We start from the raw sequence: 16,893 nt of genomic DNA, 5'->3' as shown, positions 1-16,893 counted from the left end.
ATGCTATTTTCCAGTTTTATATGAATTGTCATGAAAACTATTTATATAGTCTCATTTTATGATTTTTCTAACATTTGACCCTTATCGTTACTCTATAACTTTGGTAAAATGATGTAGAAGTCTAGGAGGGTAAAATATGAAAAAACTATCAATCATTGCTTTGCTTATGACAGTAATCGGCATGCTTCTTTGGCAACCCCAACTGGCATTTGCTGACGAACTGACAGGGCATTCACATGAAAAGGGTCTTCGTTATTTAATTTCTAAAAATGCATTAGTAAAAGATGCAAAAGGAAGTTATCGTCCAGATGCCAATGTGACACGCGGAGAGTTTGCTTCTTATTTAACTAAAGCCATGAATCTTGAAGCGACAAGCGACATAGTCTTTAAAGATGTCCCAGATACATATGTACATGCAAAGGATATTAAGCTTGCTGCTTCAGCTGGCATTATTACAGGTTACGGAGATGGTTCATTTAAGCCTAATGCCGCTGTTTCAAGACAGCATATGGCGGTTATGCTTGAGAGAGCTATCGATTATTTAAACATTCCTAAAGGTACTTCTACTATTACCTTTAAGGATAATGCAGCTATAATAAAAGACTACCGTCAAGCAGTAGCTATAGGTGCACAACTAGAAATCATTAAAGGCGCTAATGGTTACTTTATGCCTGAAAAAAATGCAACAATTGGACAAGCATCTTCGTTTATTGTCCGTCTAATGCAACTTGCTGGTGATCCAAACGATGGCAATTCAAACAGTGGTAATACTAACGGTGGCAATTCAAACAGTGGTAATACTAACGGTGGCAACACTAGCGGCGGTAATACTAACGGCGGCAATACTAACGGTGGTAATTCAAACGGTGGCGATACAAATACCGGATCTTCTAAATATGCTATTAAGGAAATTTCAAACGGCACATTAGTTGGTAATCAAGGTTTCTCTACCTTCGAAGCTGCTGAAAAAGCTGTGACAAAAAACACTCAGGTTGTTGTCCAAAGTGATAAAATTGTGAAAATGTCTTCAGGCTATGTTGTTACAAATAATTACGTAGCACTAAAATCTGAAACAATTAATGACTCGCTTGCTGTTGCGGGTAATACAGAAATGGAATACCTAAGCAGTGATGCAACACAAGTAAAAGTTCGATTAGCTGGTCAAGTCGGCTACTTAAAACACGCTGATGTTACATTAATCCCATTTTCAATGAGCAAAGGTCGTTCTTACTATGAAAATGTGAATGGTGAAATTAAGCACACACTTTACGATTACAACACAAATAAATATTCTTCTAGCTATGTTTTCGGAAAAGCGCCATCCTTTATGAAGCAAAACGAAAAATACTATAGCTGGAACGGTATTTATTTCTCAAACGGCAACGGCTCCTCTAAAGGTGATGCCTATAACTATTATCAATTTTTACCTGCCCGTGCCCAAACACAATATACGGCACAAGAACTAGATGCTTATATAATGAATAAGCTAGCAGAGGTTGAGAGTACAGGAGTTAGCAGTTATAAAGATGCTACAAAGAAAAGTAAGTTAATAGGTTTAGGGAAAACATTGAAAGATGTGGAAGCAAAATCTCAAATTAACGCAATGCTTATTTTATCACTTGCTCAGCATGAGAGTGCTTATGGTATGAGTAATCAGGCACAAGACTTAAACAACTTATTTGGTTTGTACGTGACTGATACGAACCCACTAAACAAAAAGTTTGATAGTATAGCTGACAATATCAATGAGCTTGTTGAAAAATTCCTACAGCCAAACTACATTACTCCAGGGGGGTCACCTGGTAGAAACTTTGCGAATGGTGCAGTAGTAGGTTCAAAAGCTCTTGGCTTTAACGTGAAATACGCTTCTGATCCATACTGGGGTGCAAAAATTGCAGGACACTATTACCGTGCTGAAAAAGCATTAGGCTTTAAGGATGCCAAAAATCCATACACAATCGGTATAACAACAACAACCGGCTTAAACGTTCGTACAGGCGCGGCTACTAGCTTTAACCCACTATTCACATATGCACGAAGTAGTATGCCTGTGATCATCACAAGCTCTGCGACAAACGGCTGGTATGAGGTCCTTTCTGATAAATTGTATACAGGAACAGCTTTCGTAAGCAAAGACTATGTACAAGTGATCAATACAGTAAAATAAAAAAAGAAGTCGTCCTATAACGTAGGGCGACTTTTTATGTTGTTGAAAAGTTATTATGGCAATGTTAAGGTGTCGCATTAAATATAACATGGTTTTTCGGCAAAACAAATGTCATCCAACTTCTGAATTTTATCTACATCCACCTGCCTTAGGAACACCCTAATGAAAAAGAGATGCCTCAAATAATATTTGAGACATCTCTATTATTGTTAATATGAAAGCTTTTTCTTATCTGTTTTAATAATCGCTGACGCAATTATGACAAAGCCTAGCATTAAAATAAAGATTAAATCAAGTAAGCCTGTATGCATAGACACTGTAAATACGGTAATGACAAATGCATAAGCTACCGAATGGAAGCTACGAATACCGCCTTGCTTCACTTTATTATAAATTAATGAGATTAATACACCATATAAGAAGAAGCCTATCGCTACAAGCAGATAACCGCCGTCTAAGAATAATTGACCAATAAATGTTGGTGTTGTTGTTCTGTTAGGACGTGTAATATATTTACCTTCAGATTCAGCTAGAGAGTTTACAACTTCTGTTACTCTCATACGTGGTGAAACTTGTTCACCTGGTAAAATTGTACTGAAGATACCACCATGGATTTCCCCATTTAGGTAACCTTCCTCCTGCGTATATTCGATAATTTTACTTAATACAATATGGCCTGTTACACTCTCACCATTTATTGAACGAATCCATTTTGGTGTTAAGTTAACTTGCTGCTCTACTGATAACAGCTTTTCCTTTTCTGTTTCAGTCAATTCTACATCTGGTTGTTCACGGCTATTAAATTCTTTCGTTGTATCCTCTGATACAACACGAAGGAAGCCAAACATTGAGAAGGCTACCCCGATCACAAACAGAGCTGTAAGGAACCATGTTAATTTCACTCGTTTTACAACGTAATGGAAAATGATAATACCAGTAAATAACATAATAATTAATGGTGTACGGTAACCCATTAATAGGAATAAGAACATTACTGCAGCATAAATGGAGCCGTAGATTAATGTTTTTTTCCATGTTATATTTTTTTCTAAAATCATTTTATATGATAATAATAGTAAAATGCCATACCATAATAATTGAGCAAAGAAGTTTAATTTTGGATCAAGGTTACGTCGATTAGATTCATCAGAAATTCCTAATCCACCACCTTTAATCATCATTAATACATATGCAACTAAACCAAGTAAAGTTAAAAATACGATAAAATGAACAACATATTTCCCTAAGAAGGATAAACCAAATGATGGGATTGTCCATTGTAACTTATCAATAATATACACACCAATGTAATAGCATATTACTGCTAAAAATACTGCTGGCCAAATTGATACTCGTAAATTAAATAATTCAAATCGATGAAAATCAAATAGACTTGTAAAGAAATAGAGCATTAATATAAAAGGTAAAAAGAAATACGGCGAAAACGTATCAATTTTGTTGACCTTTGCAAAAGTTTGTTTCAGTTTATTCATAAATGTCATACATCTCAGAAGATGTGATTGCCCTCCTCTATCGCGAATCAAAATTGTTTATTCTTTTATTTACTAAGCAAAACAAGAGTTATTATATCATAAATACAGGTAGACTTATAGAAAGGAATGAATTGATTTTATATAAAATTATGCAATATTTTTCTTTTTTCCCTAAATTACGTGATCATCACCAAAACGTGTGGTTGATTTCCGTTCCAACTGGGCGCTTTCCTGGGGGCGTCCGATGAGCCGCTTTTGGTGTTGCTGTCGCTACGCTTTCGCACTGTCAAAACATTTGCTGCCGCTACGTTAACACTGCGCTTTCGCACAGAAAACATCCGCTGCGCTGCAGGGTCTCATCTGTGACGCTGATCCCCGAAGAGTCGCCCAGTCTCCACTCTAATCAACTATTTACATAGTAGACGTTTTAACAAAAGTCATCCACAACTTTTGGTGATGAACGAAATTACGAGTTTATACCCAAAATTAACTGCATAAATTTCCTCAACTGTTGTCCCTCTTCGCTCTGACAACACAATTTTAGCCTCAAATCGCCATACGATAATAACCAACTTTTAATGTTTTATCCATTATTTAGTTGTATGATAACTAAGTAATGCAAATTTCATGGCTTAAGCACAATTCAAAATTAGCACGCAATCGCGTAATTGAAGAAAAATACAAAAATAAGGATGTGGATTTAATGAAGAAATTATTCATTTCACTACTCTTAGCATGCTCTTTTATGCTCGTAGTTTTTTTAGCACCAACACAAGCTAAAGCTGCACAGAAAATCGGTGTCGTTTTCTCTGAAAGTAGTGAAAAATATGCCAATACTACACACCCTGGTGGAACATTTAATGGCAAACGTATTTCTGAAAAGGTTGACTATAGCTCCACATATAATAAGGAACTAAAAGCTTTTCTTCTCTATCAGCAACAAGGCTTCCAAGTAGAGAAAATTTATGAGAAAGACTTAAATAATTTAGAAAGTTTAAGTCAATATGATGCAATCGTTTTTGCCTATACAGTCATGATGAATCATCAGCAACGCGAAAATGTCAAAATGTACGTTCGAAATGGTGGTGGTGCAATTTTTGCCTTCCAAACAGCCCGTAATGAATCTACAAAATTCCCTAAACTCGGTCAAATGGATCTCTCTCCATTGATCTACGATGTCGATTCTTGGGTAATGGAGTGGGATAATTTAACTGAAGTCTTTAATTCCCGTTTTATTGACGATATTGTGTTAGGAAATTCTACAATAAGCAATAGAAATACTGTTCATCCAATTATTCAAAATACAACAAAAGAGCTTGGCAAAAGCAAGCTTAATCTAACAAAAACAGATCGTGATTGGGTAGAAGTCATGAAGCCTTGGCAAGGTGGATCTGCAACACCTATTTTATATTTCTCAGATTACAATTACACAGACAAACCTAAAACAATGAAAAAAAATGAATTTGGCGCAGCCCATGCGATTGAATATGAAAAAGGCAGAGTTGTTCAAATTGGATTCAAAATCTATGATTATATAAATATTAATGATAAAGCGGATTGGCAGGATAACGAAAATGGTGCTGCTTATATAACAACTAATGGTGACAAGGATGCACAAGTATTTATGAAGCATGCTTTAAATTGGGTAGCCGAAAAACATAATGGCTATGTGCCCCGCCGTTATAACCTTTCGCTTTACTCTGACGGGGTGCAAAGTTATGTAGCACCGTCTGGTAAATTTGTTTTCTACTCCACTGTAACGGTTAAAAACAATGGTAATGTGCCTGCACGCGGTACATTGAAAGTAGAAATTTTAGACGCAAACGATAAAGTTGTTGGTATTGGACATGAACGTTACATTCCAGGACTTGCTGCTGATCCCACAACAGTCAATGCCGATCAAAAAGATATTAGTACCCATGTGGAAAAATATCAAATTACTATGCCTGGTAATTTAGCTGCCGGAACATATACGATACGTACATCCTTTATAGAGGGGCGCGATGATCGCAAAAATGCTGATGAAAAATTTGCAACGATTGCAGAAATTAAAACGCTCACGCGCGCAAAAGGTTCCAACAAAGCGACAATTGCTTCCGCTCCATTTTTCCCAGATGTATCTTCGTCGAATGGTGCCTATTATGATATTAAAAACTTATATGCATTAGGCATTGTGAAAGGAACTAATGGGAAATTTAATCCACAGGGGACATTAACTCGCCTACAAGCAACAGAAATGATTTTGCGAGCATTAGGGGTTCCAGCATCAAGCTCAGCTACCTTAAATGCAAGTGACATCAAAGCAGGTGATTATGGCTATGCTGTTTTAGCAACAGGCTTACGCTACGGTATTATTGCAGTAGAAAATGGCAAAATCAATGCCCACCAGCCAATGACCCGCGCTGCCATGGCACGAGCACTTGTCAACGGCTTCAAGCTGCAAGGTTACACAAATAATACTTTCTTAGATGTGCCGACATCTCATGCTTATTATAAAGATGTCCAAGCCTTATATTCACTTGGCATCACTACAGGCTATGCCGACAATACATTTAAACCAAATAGTACAGTAACACGTCAAAACTTTGCTCAGTTCGTAAATAGAACACTTCATGCAAATTCAAAATAGCGACTAAGGGATAGGTATCGCCGGTTGAAGTTCGTTGCGCCGCTAAACTCATGTTTTCCGCTGCTAAAAGTGCTCGCTTCGTCGCTAAACCCGGGTTTTGCACCGCTAAAAGTATTCATTTCGCCGCAAAACTCGTGCTTTGCGCCGCTAAAATACCAACCCCCCTTAAACGAAAAGAGCTACAGCGTTTACTTTTGATCGCTGTAGCTCTTTGTTTATTGTTTTGAGTAATATTCTAAAATTCCTTTGTAGATAGATTCAGCAAATAACTCAAGACATTTATCATCCGTCAACTTAGCACGGTCTTCACTATTTGATAGGAAGCCTAGCTCGACTAAGATAGCTGGAATATTCGTATTTGCAACTACAATGTACTTATATTCTTTGACCTTACGATTTTTCATATTTAAGTTATTAACAATTTGGTTGTTTACAAATGTCGCAAGTTCAATATCTTCTTGATACATATCACCTGGTGTTTTAGCGTAATATGTCTCAGTACCTTGTGCAGAAGTACTTGCTGCAGAGTTAACATGGATACTAACGAAGATTTCGCCGTAGTTAGCATGTGAAAAATCAACATGTTTTTGTGGTGGAGAGAACGTATCTCCAGTACGAGGCATCAATACTTTTGCACCTGCCGCCTCTAGTTTATCCTTTACTAGGGTACCAACCTTTAATGTTATATCTTTTTCGTAAATTTTATCGTAAAGGGTTCCTACGTCGCTACCACCATGACCTGGGTCAATAATGATAATTCGATCTTTTAACGGATTACCACTTTGATTTAATAGCTTTAAATAAGATTTATGGACATACCCTTTTTGACCTTGATAAGTCACTTGTGCCCAATAACCGTTAATACTGTTCACTTGAACATATTCGCCTTTTTTTAGCTTACTTACTACCGCAGAAGTAGAGTTAGCTTCTTTACGAATATTTAAATTGTCAACTGTCACTCTACCTAATAGATCCCCAGAAATTGTTGGTGGAGTTGGATCTGGAGTAGAAGGCTTTTCCACTTCAACGTCCGCTGTACTATTAGCCAAGATATAACCTGGTACACCGTTCACTACAGTTAGATGGTAACCACTTACCGTCTTATAAACAGGTAAATTCACTTTACTATTCACAGGTGAAATAACCTTTGATGAAGAGGTTGGTTTTGCGTAAAGATTAATATTTTGTGTTGTCGCTACTTGCTTTTGGACATTCCCTAATGCGTTACCATCTGCATCTAAAAACTGCGCATACGTTTTATAAATATAAGCAAAGGTATCTTTATAGGAAACTTTTAACCAATCTCCTTCAACTGCATAGACTGATAGTTTACCACCTTTGTTTACTGTACCTACTATATTAGTAGTAGATGAAGAATCCTTGGATTTACGAATATTTAATCCGTCAGTTGTTGTAGAAACTAAGCCAATGACCTGTGATGAATCAGGTACAGCTACAACTTTAGTAGGGATATCTAAGCGATATTTTTCTTCTTCCGCACGCGCTACAAATAACGCAAACTGTTTACGTGTCACTTGTTCATTTGGATTATAATTTCGATTACTTCCCTTGGTAATACCATTATAGTAAATCGTATTCACATATGAAACATACGGATGATTAATGCCTACGTCTACAAAAGGAGAATCGATATTTTCATGTTCACTTATATCGAGCTTAAACGCGTTTGTTAATACATAACTCATTTCATCACGAGTTAAAGGTTTGTTTGGTAAGAATTGTCCCTTGATATTTGTTTTAAAGAAGCCTAGCTGTACAGCACGTTCCACATAGCTTGAAAGCTCTGTGCCGACTGCTACATCTGAGAAGTTTGATTTAGTGACAACTAGAGGCTTGTTACCTGAAGCAACAACAACCATTTTGGCAACTTGTCCACGCGTTACGGTGTTGTTAGGTTTATAATACGTTTTGCCCTTTTCTGTATACCCTTTAATAACACCTAAATTTACTAAATAATTGATTTCTTCATATGCGTCATCCTTGTTCGTAACATCTACAAAACCGCCTTTTGCTTGTGCACTATGTATTGTAAATATTGAAGCAGAAACGAAAAGGACGCATAATATAAGACTAATTTTCTTGAGATACAATGTCTTATTTCCTCCCTTCTTGTTCTACCACTAATATTAACAAAATTTCCTAGGTAAAACTATTACACATATGTAATTATTATACCAAAATTTAAAATAATAGAATTCAATTCAACAATAATCATACTATTTAAAGCGCAAAGTGTTAAATCAAACAAAAAGAGCTACATCGCCTACTATTGAATGATGTAGCTCTTCATTATTATTGTTTTGAGTAATATTCTAAAATTCCTTTGTAGATAGATTCAGCGAATAACTCAACATATTGATCATCCGTCATTTTAGCGCGGTCTTCGCTATTTGTTAGAAAGCCTAGCTCAACTAAGATAGCTGGAATAATCGTGTTGCGAATAACATAATATTGTTCTTTTTTAACACCACGATTTTTCATATTTAAGTTATTAACAATTTGATTATTTACAAAAGTCGCTAAATCAATATCTTCATTAAACATATCACCTGTTGACACTGCATAATATGTTTCGGTACCTAGTGCAGCAGTATTTGCTGCTGAGTTTACATGGATACTTACGAAGATTTCACCGTAATTAGCATTTGTAAAGTCAACGCGGTCTTGTAATGACGGATACGTATCCCCTGTACGAGTGATAGATACCTTCGCACCTGCAGCCTCTAGCTTTTGCTTCACAAGTGTGCTGACCTTTAATGTAATAGCTTTTTCGGAATTAGACCCTACAACAGTTCCAGGATCCTTGCCGCCGTGACCTGGATCAAGAATGATAATTCGACCTTTCAACGGATTACCACTTTGATTTAGTAGCTTTATATAAGATTTATGGACATACCCTTTTTGACCTTGATAAGTCACTTGTGCCCAATAACCGTTAATACTGTTCACTTGAACATATTCGCCTTTTTTCAGCTTACTTACTACCGCAGAAGTAGAGTTAGCTTCTTGACGGATATTTAAATTATCAACTGTCACTCGACCTAATAGATCCCCAGAAACTGTTGGTGGAGTTGGATCTGGTTTTGGCTCTGGTTTTGGAGTCGGAGTTGGATCTGGGGTAGAAGGTTTTTCTACTTCAACGTCCGTTGTACTATTAGCCACGATATAGCCTGGTACACCATTCACTACAGTTAGATGGTAACCACTTATCGTCTTATAAACAGGTAAATTCACTTTACTATTCACAGTTGAAATAACCTTTGATGAAGAGGTTGGTTTTACGTAAAGATTTATATTTTGTGTTGTCGCAACTTGCTTTTGGACATTTCCTAATGCGTTACCATCTGCATCTAAAAACTGTGCATACGTTTTATAAATATAAGCAAAGGTATCTTTATAGGAAACTTTTAACCAATCTCCCTCAACTGCATATACTGATAGTTTTCCACCTTTATTGACAGTTCCTACAATATTAGCAGTAGATGAAGAATCTTTTGATTTACGAATATTTAATCCGTCAGTTGTTGAAGAAACTAAGCCAATAACCTGTGATGAATCAGGTGTAGCTACACCTTTAACAGGGATATCTAAACGGTATTTTTCTTCTTTCGCACGCGCTACAAATAACGCAAACTGTTTACGTGTCACTTGTTCATTTGGATTATACTTTTGATTACTTCCCTTGGTAATACCATTATAGTAAATCGTATTCACATATGAAACGTACGGATGATTAATGCCTACGTCTACAAAAGGAGAATCGGTTTTTTCATATTCGCTTGTATCGAGCTTAAACGCTTTTGTTAATACATAACTCATTTCATCACGAGTTAAAGGTTTGTTTGGTAAGAATTGTCCCTTGATATTTGTTTTAAAGAAGCCTAGCTGTACAGCACGTTCCACATAGCCTGAAAGCTCTGTGCCGACTGCTACATCTGAGAAGTTTGATTTAGTGACAACTAGAGGCTTGTTACCTGAAGCAACAACAACCATCTTGGCAACTTGTCCACGCGTTACGGTGTTGTTAGGTTTATAATACGTTTTGCCCTTTTCTGTATACCCTTTAATAACACCTAAATTTACTAAATAATTGATTTCTTCATATGCGTCATCCTTGTTCGTAACATCTACAAAACCGCCACTTGCTTGTGCACTATTTATTGTAAACATTGAAGCAGAAACGAAAAGGACGCATAATATAAGACTAATTTTCTTGAGATACAATGTCTTATTTCCTCCCTTCTTGTTCTACCATTAATATTAACAAAATCCCACAGGTAAAACTATCATATAGATGAAAGTGTTACAACTTAAATTCTAAATAATAGAATTTAAGTCTACCAATGCTCATAGTATTTAAAGCACCAAACAAAAAAAGCTACATCGTTCATATTGAACAATGTAGCCCGTTTTATTATTTTTTCGCGTAGTATTGTGAAATCCCTTTGTAGATAGAATCAGCAAATAACTCAGCATATTTATCATTCGTCATTTTACCGCGGTCTTCGCTATTTGTTAGGAAGCCTAGCTCAACTAAGATAGCTGGAATAATCGTGTTGCGAATAACATAGTATTGCTGTTCTTTGACACCACGATTTTTCATATTTAAGTTATTAACGATTTGATTATTTACAAATGTCGCAAGATCAATGTCTTCTTGATACATATCACCTGTTGAAATTGCATAATATGTTTCAGTACCTAGTGCAGCAGTATTTGCTGCTGAGTTAACATGGATACTTACGAAGATTTCACCGTAATTAGCATTTGTAAAGTCAACGCGGTCTTGTAATGAAGGATACGTATCCCCTGTACGAGTCATATATACCTTGGCACCCGCAGCCTCTAGCTTTTGCTTCACAAGTGTGCCGACTTTTAATGTGATAGCTTTTTCGGAATAAGAACCTACAACAGCTCCAGGGTCCTTACCACCATGACCGGGATCAAGAATGATAATTCGATTTTTCAATGGATTACCACTTTGATTTAGTAGCTTTAAGTATGATTTATGGACATACCCTTTTTGACCTTGATAAGTAACTTGTGCCCAATAACCGTTAATACTGTTTACTTGAATATATTCGCCCTTTTTCAGCTTACCTAATACCGTAGAAGTAGAGTTAGCTTCTTTGCGAATATTTAAACTGTCAACCGTCGCTCGACCTAATACATCACCAGAAACTGTAGGTGGAGTTGGATCTGGAGTAGAAGGTTGTTCTACTTCAACATCCTCTGTACTATTAGCCACGACATAACCTGGTATACCGTTTACTACAGTTAGATGGTAGCCACTTACTGTCTTATAAACTGGTAATTTCGTTTTGCTATTAACTGTTGTTATAACTTTCGAAGAAGAAGTTGGTTTTACGTAAACATTTAAATTTTGTGTTGCAGTAACTTGCTTTTGGACATTCCCTAATGCGTTACCGTCAGCATCTAAAAACTGTGCATACGTTTTATGAATATAAGCAAATGCACCTTTATAAGTAACCTTTAACCAGTCCCCTTCAACTGCATAGACTGATAGTTTACCACCTTTGTTTACTGTACCTACTATATTAGCAGTAGATGAAGAATCTTTTGATTTACGAATATTTAATCCGTCAGTTGTTATAGAAACTAAGCCAATGACCTGTTTTGTATCAGGTACACCTACACCTTTAACTGGTAGCTCTAAACGATACTTTTCACTTTTTGCACGCGCTATAAATAATGCAAACTGCGCACGTGTCACTTTGTTATTTGGATAATAATTTTGACCCGTTCCCTTTGTAATACCGTTATAGTATATCGTATTCACAAATGTAACATATGGATGAGTAATACCTACATCTACAAAAGGAGAATCGATATTTTGATATTCACTTGTATCAAGTTTAAAGGCTTTTGTTAATACATAACTCATTTCATCACGAGTTAAAGGCTTATCCGGTAAGAATTGCCCCTGAGTATTTGTTTTAAATAGTCCAAGCTGTATAGCGCGTTCTACATAGCCCGAAAGCTCTGTGCCTACTGTTACATCAGAGAAGCTTGATTTATTGACAACTAGTGGTTTGTTACCTGAAGCAATTACAGCCATCTTGGCAACTTGTCCACGCGTTACGTTATTATAAGGTTTATAATACGTTTTACCGTTTTCCGTATATCCTTTAATAACACCTAAACTAACTAAATAATTGATCTCTTCATAAGCTTCTTGATCTTTAGGAACATCTACAAACCCACCGCTTGCTTGGGCACTATGTATTGTAAACATAGAAGCTGATATGAATAAGACGCATAATATAAGACTGACTTTCTTGAGGTTCAATGTCTTATTTCCTCCCTTCCTGTTCTCGTGTTCATTTTAGCAAAATTGCACCGACAAAACTATCATACGAACATAACTATTCAACTGTTTTCTAGGCATCACTCCTATTTTTGTGAATTTCATAAAAAGAAGAGAGTCTGCAAGTGCAAACTCTCCTCAATTTATACATTATATAAAAGAACTTCCTTGCAATGTATTACTTTAAACGTAGCCCTTGTCTAAGTAATACGGAATTTGATTATTATTGTTATTTTTGTGCGCGTTCAATAAATGTTTGAAGTTGAGAAATTTTTAATATCTCATCGTAACCGAAGTTACCATTTCCGTTACCTTCTGTAATACCATTTGAAGCAAGAATTGAAATAAATTCATTTGCCCAATGATTTGCAGGAGCATCAGCAAATGTTACAACATTGCCTTGTTGCTTTAATCCGAAGGCCTGTACTAATACTTTCGAGATTTGAGCACGTGTTATCGGTGAAGATGGATTAAATTTACCACTACCATCACCAGCAAAGATACCTAACTTCGATACAGCAGCAATTGCACCAGCATGTTCATTTGTTGGCTTTACGTCTGTAAAATTCGTATTTTTATCGGATGTATCCAAGTTAAGTGCTTTAGCAATTTGCACTGCCACTTCAGCACGAGAAGCATAAACTGTAAAGTCAATCGCAGCTTCCTTTACTTCTTCTTTAACAGCTTCTGCTTGTTCACTATCAAATGTTGCTACACGTTTAGCACCAATGTAACGAGAACCCCAATAATAAGGATCATCTACATTTGAGTAACTAACACCTTTACCTGTTTGTGAATGGATCATTTTCCCGTCACCAATGTAAATAGCTACATGCGAAACACCTTTACCACTAGTATTGAAGAATAGTAAATCTCCAACTTGAAGATCCTTCTTTGCTACCACAGTACCTTGTTGATATTGCGAGCCTGAAGTACGGTTTAATTCAATACCTAAATCTGCAAAGACTTTAGTTGTATATCCTGAGCAATCGAGCCCTTTAGTAGTTGTACCTCCATAAAGATATGGAACACCTAAATATTTTGACGCTGTATCAGTTACATCAGTTGTTGTGGCTGCTTCAGCTTTATCTATTTGAGTTGTTGTAAATAACATGAAAGATGCAAAAATCGGTAATAACCATTTCTTTTTCATATATTCGGTATACCCCTCTCAGAACTTTTTTTGCCTATAAATAGACTATCATAAAAGATGCTATTTTAACTTTTCAATTGTGTAACGGTTTTTAAAGCACAAAAAAACACTGATATACCAACGTTTCGTGGTTTATCAGCGCTAAAATATGGGTTTTAAATAATGGATAATCGGGATTTTTGTAACATTCCTGTAATATTCGCTACGCTTTGTCACAATAGATTACAGATTTTAGTGAATTTTCGATTTTTAGGGATCATCACCAAAACGTGTGGTTGATTTCCGTTCCGACTGGGCGCTTTGTTGCTGCCGCTTCGCTTTCGCACAGATAAAACATTACCGCTGACGCTTCGCTTTCGCGCAGAGCAGAGCTTCCTGGGGGCGTCCGATGAGCCGCTTTTGGTGTTGCTGTCGCTACGCTTTCGCACAGAAAACATCCGCTGCGCTGCAGGGTCTCGGGCCAACACGATGTTGGTCACGAAGGCGTTATCACAGGATGTGATGCTTTTAGCCTTCGTTCCTCTATCGCTGATCCCCGAGGAGTCGCCCAGTCTCCACTCCAATCAACAATTTACATAGTAGACGTTTTAACAAAAGTCATCCACAACTTTTGGTGATGAACCATTTTTAGTTGTTAAATATGCGCATTTCCGATTCAATTTTCCGTTTTATGATGTAGGGCTCGCGTGGTATTTAATTACCTTTCGCGGGTCATTCTTTTGCTTTGCGAGGGGATTTGCCTCTGCTTTGCGACGATTCGCCTTTGCTCCGCAAGTATTGGCATATGTTGAAATTGGCCGCTAAAAGTGTGAGTTGCGCCGCTAAAACCCGAAATTCCGCCGCTAACCAAGTAAGGAACGCCACTAAAACTTGAAATTCCGCCGCTAATTGGCCTATGCCCCGCGAGTATTTGCCTATGCTCCACAGGGATTCGCCTTTACTCCGCAAGTATCTGCCATTCTTTGCCCCGAGGGTATTCTCATGCTTCACGCGGGTCCCTTCTTCGCTTCGCACATTCTATTGACTAGAAAATAACTGCACCCAATAATAATATCCATTGCTATCAACTGCAATTGCTACCCCGGTATTTGTGTAATTTTCTCGTAAAATATTTTCACGATGTGCCGGTGAAGCCATCCATGCTTTGACGGCAGCTTCCGGTGTTGGAATTTTTCTTCCTATATTCTCTCCTAAGCTCGTGTATGGATAATCGAATAATGTTGCCAAATCCCAGGGCATACCGTAGTAAGGGGATTCGTGCTCAAAATAATGTCGATTCACCATATCCTGTGCCTTAATAACGGCAATTTGTGTTAAAGCTGCATCATAGTTAAGGGGGGGTAGCTTTCTTTTTTGTCGTTCGACGTTGACTAAACGTATTACATCATTAGACATGGTTGGTGAAAAACATTTTGTCGGAATATAAGACTTGGATAAATAATCGTAGGCTACCTCGAGATTTGTTACCTTCGTTGAAAAATCGAGACTTCTTTCAACCAAAGAAGCAAATTGCGCACGTGTTACCAATCGATTTGGTGCAAATTGCTGTGCGTTAATCCCTTTAATAACACCAACATCTGCAAGTGATTCAATATAGTCTTTTGCCCAATGTCCCTCATTAACATCGCTAAACTTACTATGATTTTGAGAATCGACTTCAATTTGATACGCGAGTGTTAACATTTTGGCAATTTGTGCACGTTGTAAAGGTGCATCAGGGTTGAAGCAATCACCATTTTGTAATATCTTTAATTCCACTAAGGCACAAATTTCTTTATAGTACGGATGATTATCCGATAAGTCCGTAAAATTAGGAGTGTAATTGGTATCCAGTTTTAGCTTCATGGAACGAGCAATTGCAGCGGCAGCCTCTGCCCTAGTAATCGGTTGTTCTGGTCTAAAGAAGCCATCCTGATAATTTGTCATATAATGCTTTTCTAGCATATGTTCTATTGAGCTTTTTGCCCAATGTGATTGTGAAACATCTTTTGCAATATTAGCTGCCAATACTTCTTCAGATGTGTTTGTCAGAGGCACAGCATATGATGTAGTCAGCAAAATAAGAGACATACCAACAACACTAGATACTTTTTTAAACATAGCTATCTCCTCCTTCGTTTAATTATGTATAGTACTCTAATGGCACAAATTCCCCACCACATGTTTTCCTAACGACCAAATTAGGGATCGTATCCAATTCACTATACTTATGTTTGATTTCCCTCATGGGGAATAAAAGCACTGTCACCATTCTAATGCAGTTTAAAAGCCGACCGGTCCTCACACCCAACTTTGGTTGATGCGACACCTATATTCCATTATTACCTAATTTTACCTTTAGTGTTTCAAAAAAACCACTCTAAGATTGAAAATAACTTAAAAGTGAGTTTTCCCATTTATTCAACGCTAATAATATAGAAATTGTCTTCAGTTTTTTGCAAAGTGCGGTATAGGAATAAAGCCATTTGACCGCGTCGAACATCTGTATAAGGTGAAAATGTAGTCGCACTAGTTCCTTGTGTAATCCCATAATTTAATAACGTTTGAATATACCTATTAGTTTCATTTTCTTTTGTAAAATCTAAAAAAGGTGCAGATAATGTTGTTGCCTGCTGTAAATTAAAGCCGATTGTCAATATCTTTGCCATTTGACTTCGATTCATAAAATGATCTGGATTATAATTTGTACCTTTTTGAATAATACCCTTTTCAGCAAGCGCGGCAATATGCCCGTAATATTTATGAGAGGTCGGTACATCACCGAAGCCAGGATTTACTACATTTTTTGTCTCCAATTTTAGAGCTTCAGCCAAAAAGTATGCCGCTTCCCCTCGTGTTAAATTTTGATAAGGACTAAACGTAGTCGATGTTGTCCCAAATACAATTCCCTGGCTATATAATTCACTAACTGTCTTGTAAAGTTCAACTTCACTTCCGCTATTTTTTATATCTGTAAATGGCATTGCAGCTGCTTCCGCAGGCATGGCTGCAACACAGGGAACAACTAGTGCCGCGGTTGCAATAGCCCATGTTTTATGTACCTTCTTAGTCGACAAATGAACGCTTCCTTTCCTTATTATAAAGAAAGAAAAGAGGGACCTG

Annotated in this window: 9 protein-coding genes; 2 read left to right on the top strand and 7 right to left on the bottom strand. The window is 37.0% G+C overall.

From position 1 onward, the window contains the following. Nucleotides 1-136: 136 nt before the first annotated feature. Entirely contained in the window at nucleotides 137-2,167 is a 2,031-nt protein-coding gene (locus ACIPKN_RS11410; protein WP_400936074.1) for an S-layer homology domain-containing protein, read from the top strand. A gap of 209 nt (nucleotides 2,168-2,376) precedes the next feature. On the opposite strand, the gene ACIPKN_RS11405 is transcribed toward ACIPKN_RS11410, so the two are convergent. Beyond that, the gene (locus ACIPKN_RS11405) at nucleotides 2,377-3,660 is read right to left on the bottom strand and encodes an oligosaccharide repeat unit polymerase (protein ID WP_142509150.1); all 1,284 of its coding nucleotides are present in this window, start codon (nucleotides 3,658-3,660) and stop codon (nucleotides 2,377-2,379) included. Nucleotides 3,661-4,363: 703 nt separating this feature from the next. Between ACIPKN_RS11405 and ACIPKN_RS11400 the strand changes: the two genes are divergently transcribed. Then, on the top strand, nucleotides 4,364-6,289 hold the full coding sequence (locus ACIPKN_RS11400) for an S-layer homology domain-containing protein (protein WP_400936073.1): 1,926 nt from the start codon (nucleotides 4,364-4,366) through the stop codon (nucleotides 6,287-6,289). Nucleotides 6,290-6,504: 215 nt separating this feature from the next. On the opposite strand, the gene ACIPKN_RS11395 is transcribed toward ACIPKN_RS11400, so the two are convergent. From ACIPKN_RS11395 to ACIPKN_RS11370, 6 genes are all read right to left on the bottom strand, one after another. Further along, the gene (locus tag ACIPKN_RS11395; RefSeq protein WP_400936072.1) at nucleotides 6,505-8,400 is read right to left on the bottom strand and encodes an N-acetylmuramoyl-L-alanine amidase; all 1,896 of its coding nucleotides are present in this window, start codon (nucleotides 8,398-8,400) and stop codon (nucleotides 6,505-6,507) included. 202 nt (nucleotides 8,401-8,602) lie between these two features. Beyond that, complete coding sequence (locus ACIPKN_RS11390) at nucleotides 8,603-10,534, bottom strand: N-acetylmuramoyl-L-alanine amidase (RefSeq protein ID WP_400936070.1); 1,932 nt, start codon at nucleotides 10,532-10,534, stop codon at nucleotides 8,603-8,605. Nucleotides 10,535-10,724: 190 nt separating this feature from the next. Further along, complete coding sequence (locus ACIPKN_RS11385) at nucleotides 10,725-12,620, bottom strand: N-acetylmuramoyl-L-alanine amidase (RefSeq protein WP_400936068.1); 1,896 nt, start codon at nucleotides 12,618-12,620, stop codon at nucleotides 10,725-10,727. Nucleotides 12,621-12,867: 247 nt separating this feature from the next. Further along, the gene (locus ACIPKN_RS11380) at nucleotides 12,868-13,791 is read right to left on the bottom strand and encodes a C40 family peptidase (RefSeq protein WP_400936066.1); all 924 of its coding nucleotides are present in this window, start codon (nucleotides 13,789-13,791) and stop codon (nucleotides 12,868-12,870) included. A 1,017-nt stretch (nucleotides 13,792-14,808) separates the two neighbouring features. After that, nucleotides 14,809-15,891: a CAP and S-layer homology domain-containing protein gene (locus tag ACIPKN_RS11375; RefSeq protein WP_400936064.1), complete on the bottom strand. Its 1,083-nt coding sequence runs from the start codon at nucleotides 15,889-15,891 to the stop codon at nucleotides 14,809-14,811. A 296-nt stretch (nucleotides 15,892-16,187) separates the two neighbouring features. Next, nucleotides 16,188-16,847, bottom strand: coding sequence for an S-layer homology domain-containing protein (locus tag ACIPKN_RS11370; RefSeq protein ID WP_400936062.1), 660 nt, complete (start codon nucleotides 16,845-16,847; stop codon nucleotides 16,188-16,190). Nucleotides 16,848-16,893 lie beyond the last annotated feature (46 nt).

It is taken from the genome of Lysinibacillus sp. NPDC086135 (assembly GCF_044746345.1).
In the GTDB taxonomy this organism is placed as follows: domain Bacteria; phylum Bacillota; class Bacilli; order Bacillales_A; family Planococcaceae; genus Lysinibacillus.
This window is presented reverse-complemented; position numbering and strand designations above follow the sequence as displayed.

Bases quoted from the DNA above. Each gene is read 5' to 3' on its own strand.
- ACIPKN_RS11410 (WP_400936074.1), top strand. From the start codon at position 137: ATGAAAAAACTATCAATCATTGCTTTGCTTATGACAGTAATCGGCATG.
- ACIPKN_RS11405 (WP_142509150.1), bottom strand. From the start codon at position 3,660: ATGAATAAACTGAAACAAACTTTTGCAAAGGTCAACAAAATTGATACG.
- ACIPKN_RS11400 (WP_400936073.1), top strand. From the start codon at position 4,364: ATGAAGAAATTATTCATTTCACTACTCTTAGCATGCTCTTTTATGCTC.
- ACIPKN_RS11380 (WP_400936066.1), bottom strand. From the start codon at position 13,791: ATGAAAAAGAAATGGTTATTACCGATTTTTGCATCTTTCATGTTATTT.
- ACIPKN_RS11375 (WP_400936064.1), bottom strand. From the start codon at position 15,891: ATGTTTAAAAAAGTATCTAGTGTTGTTGGTATGTCTCTTATTTTGCTG.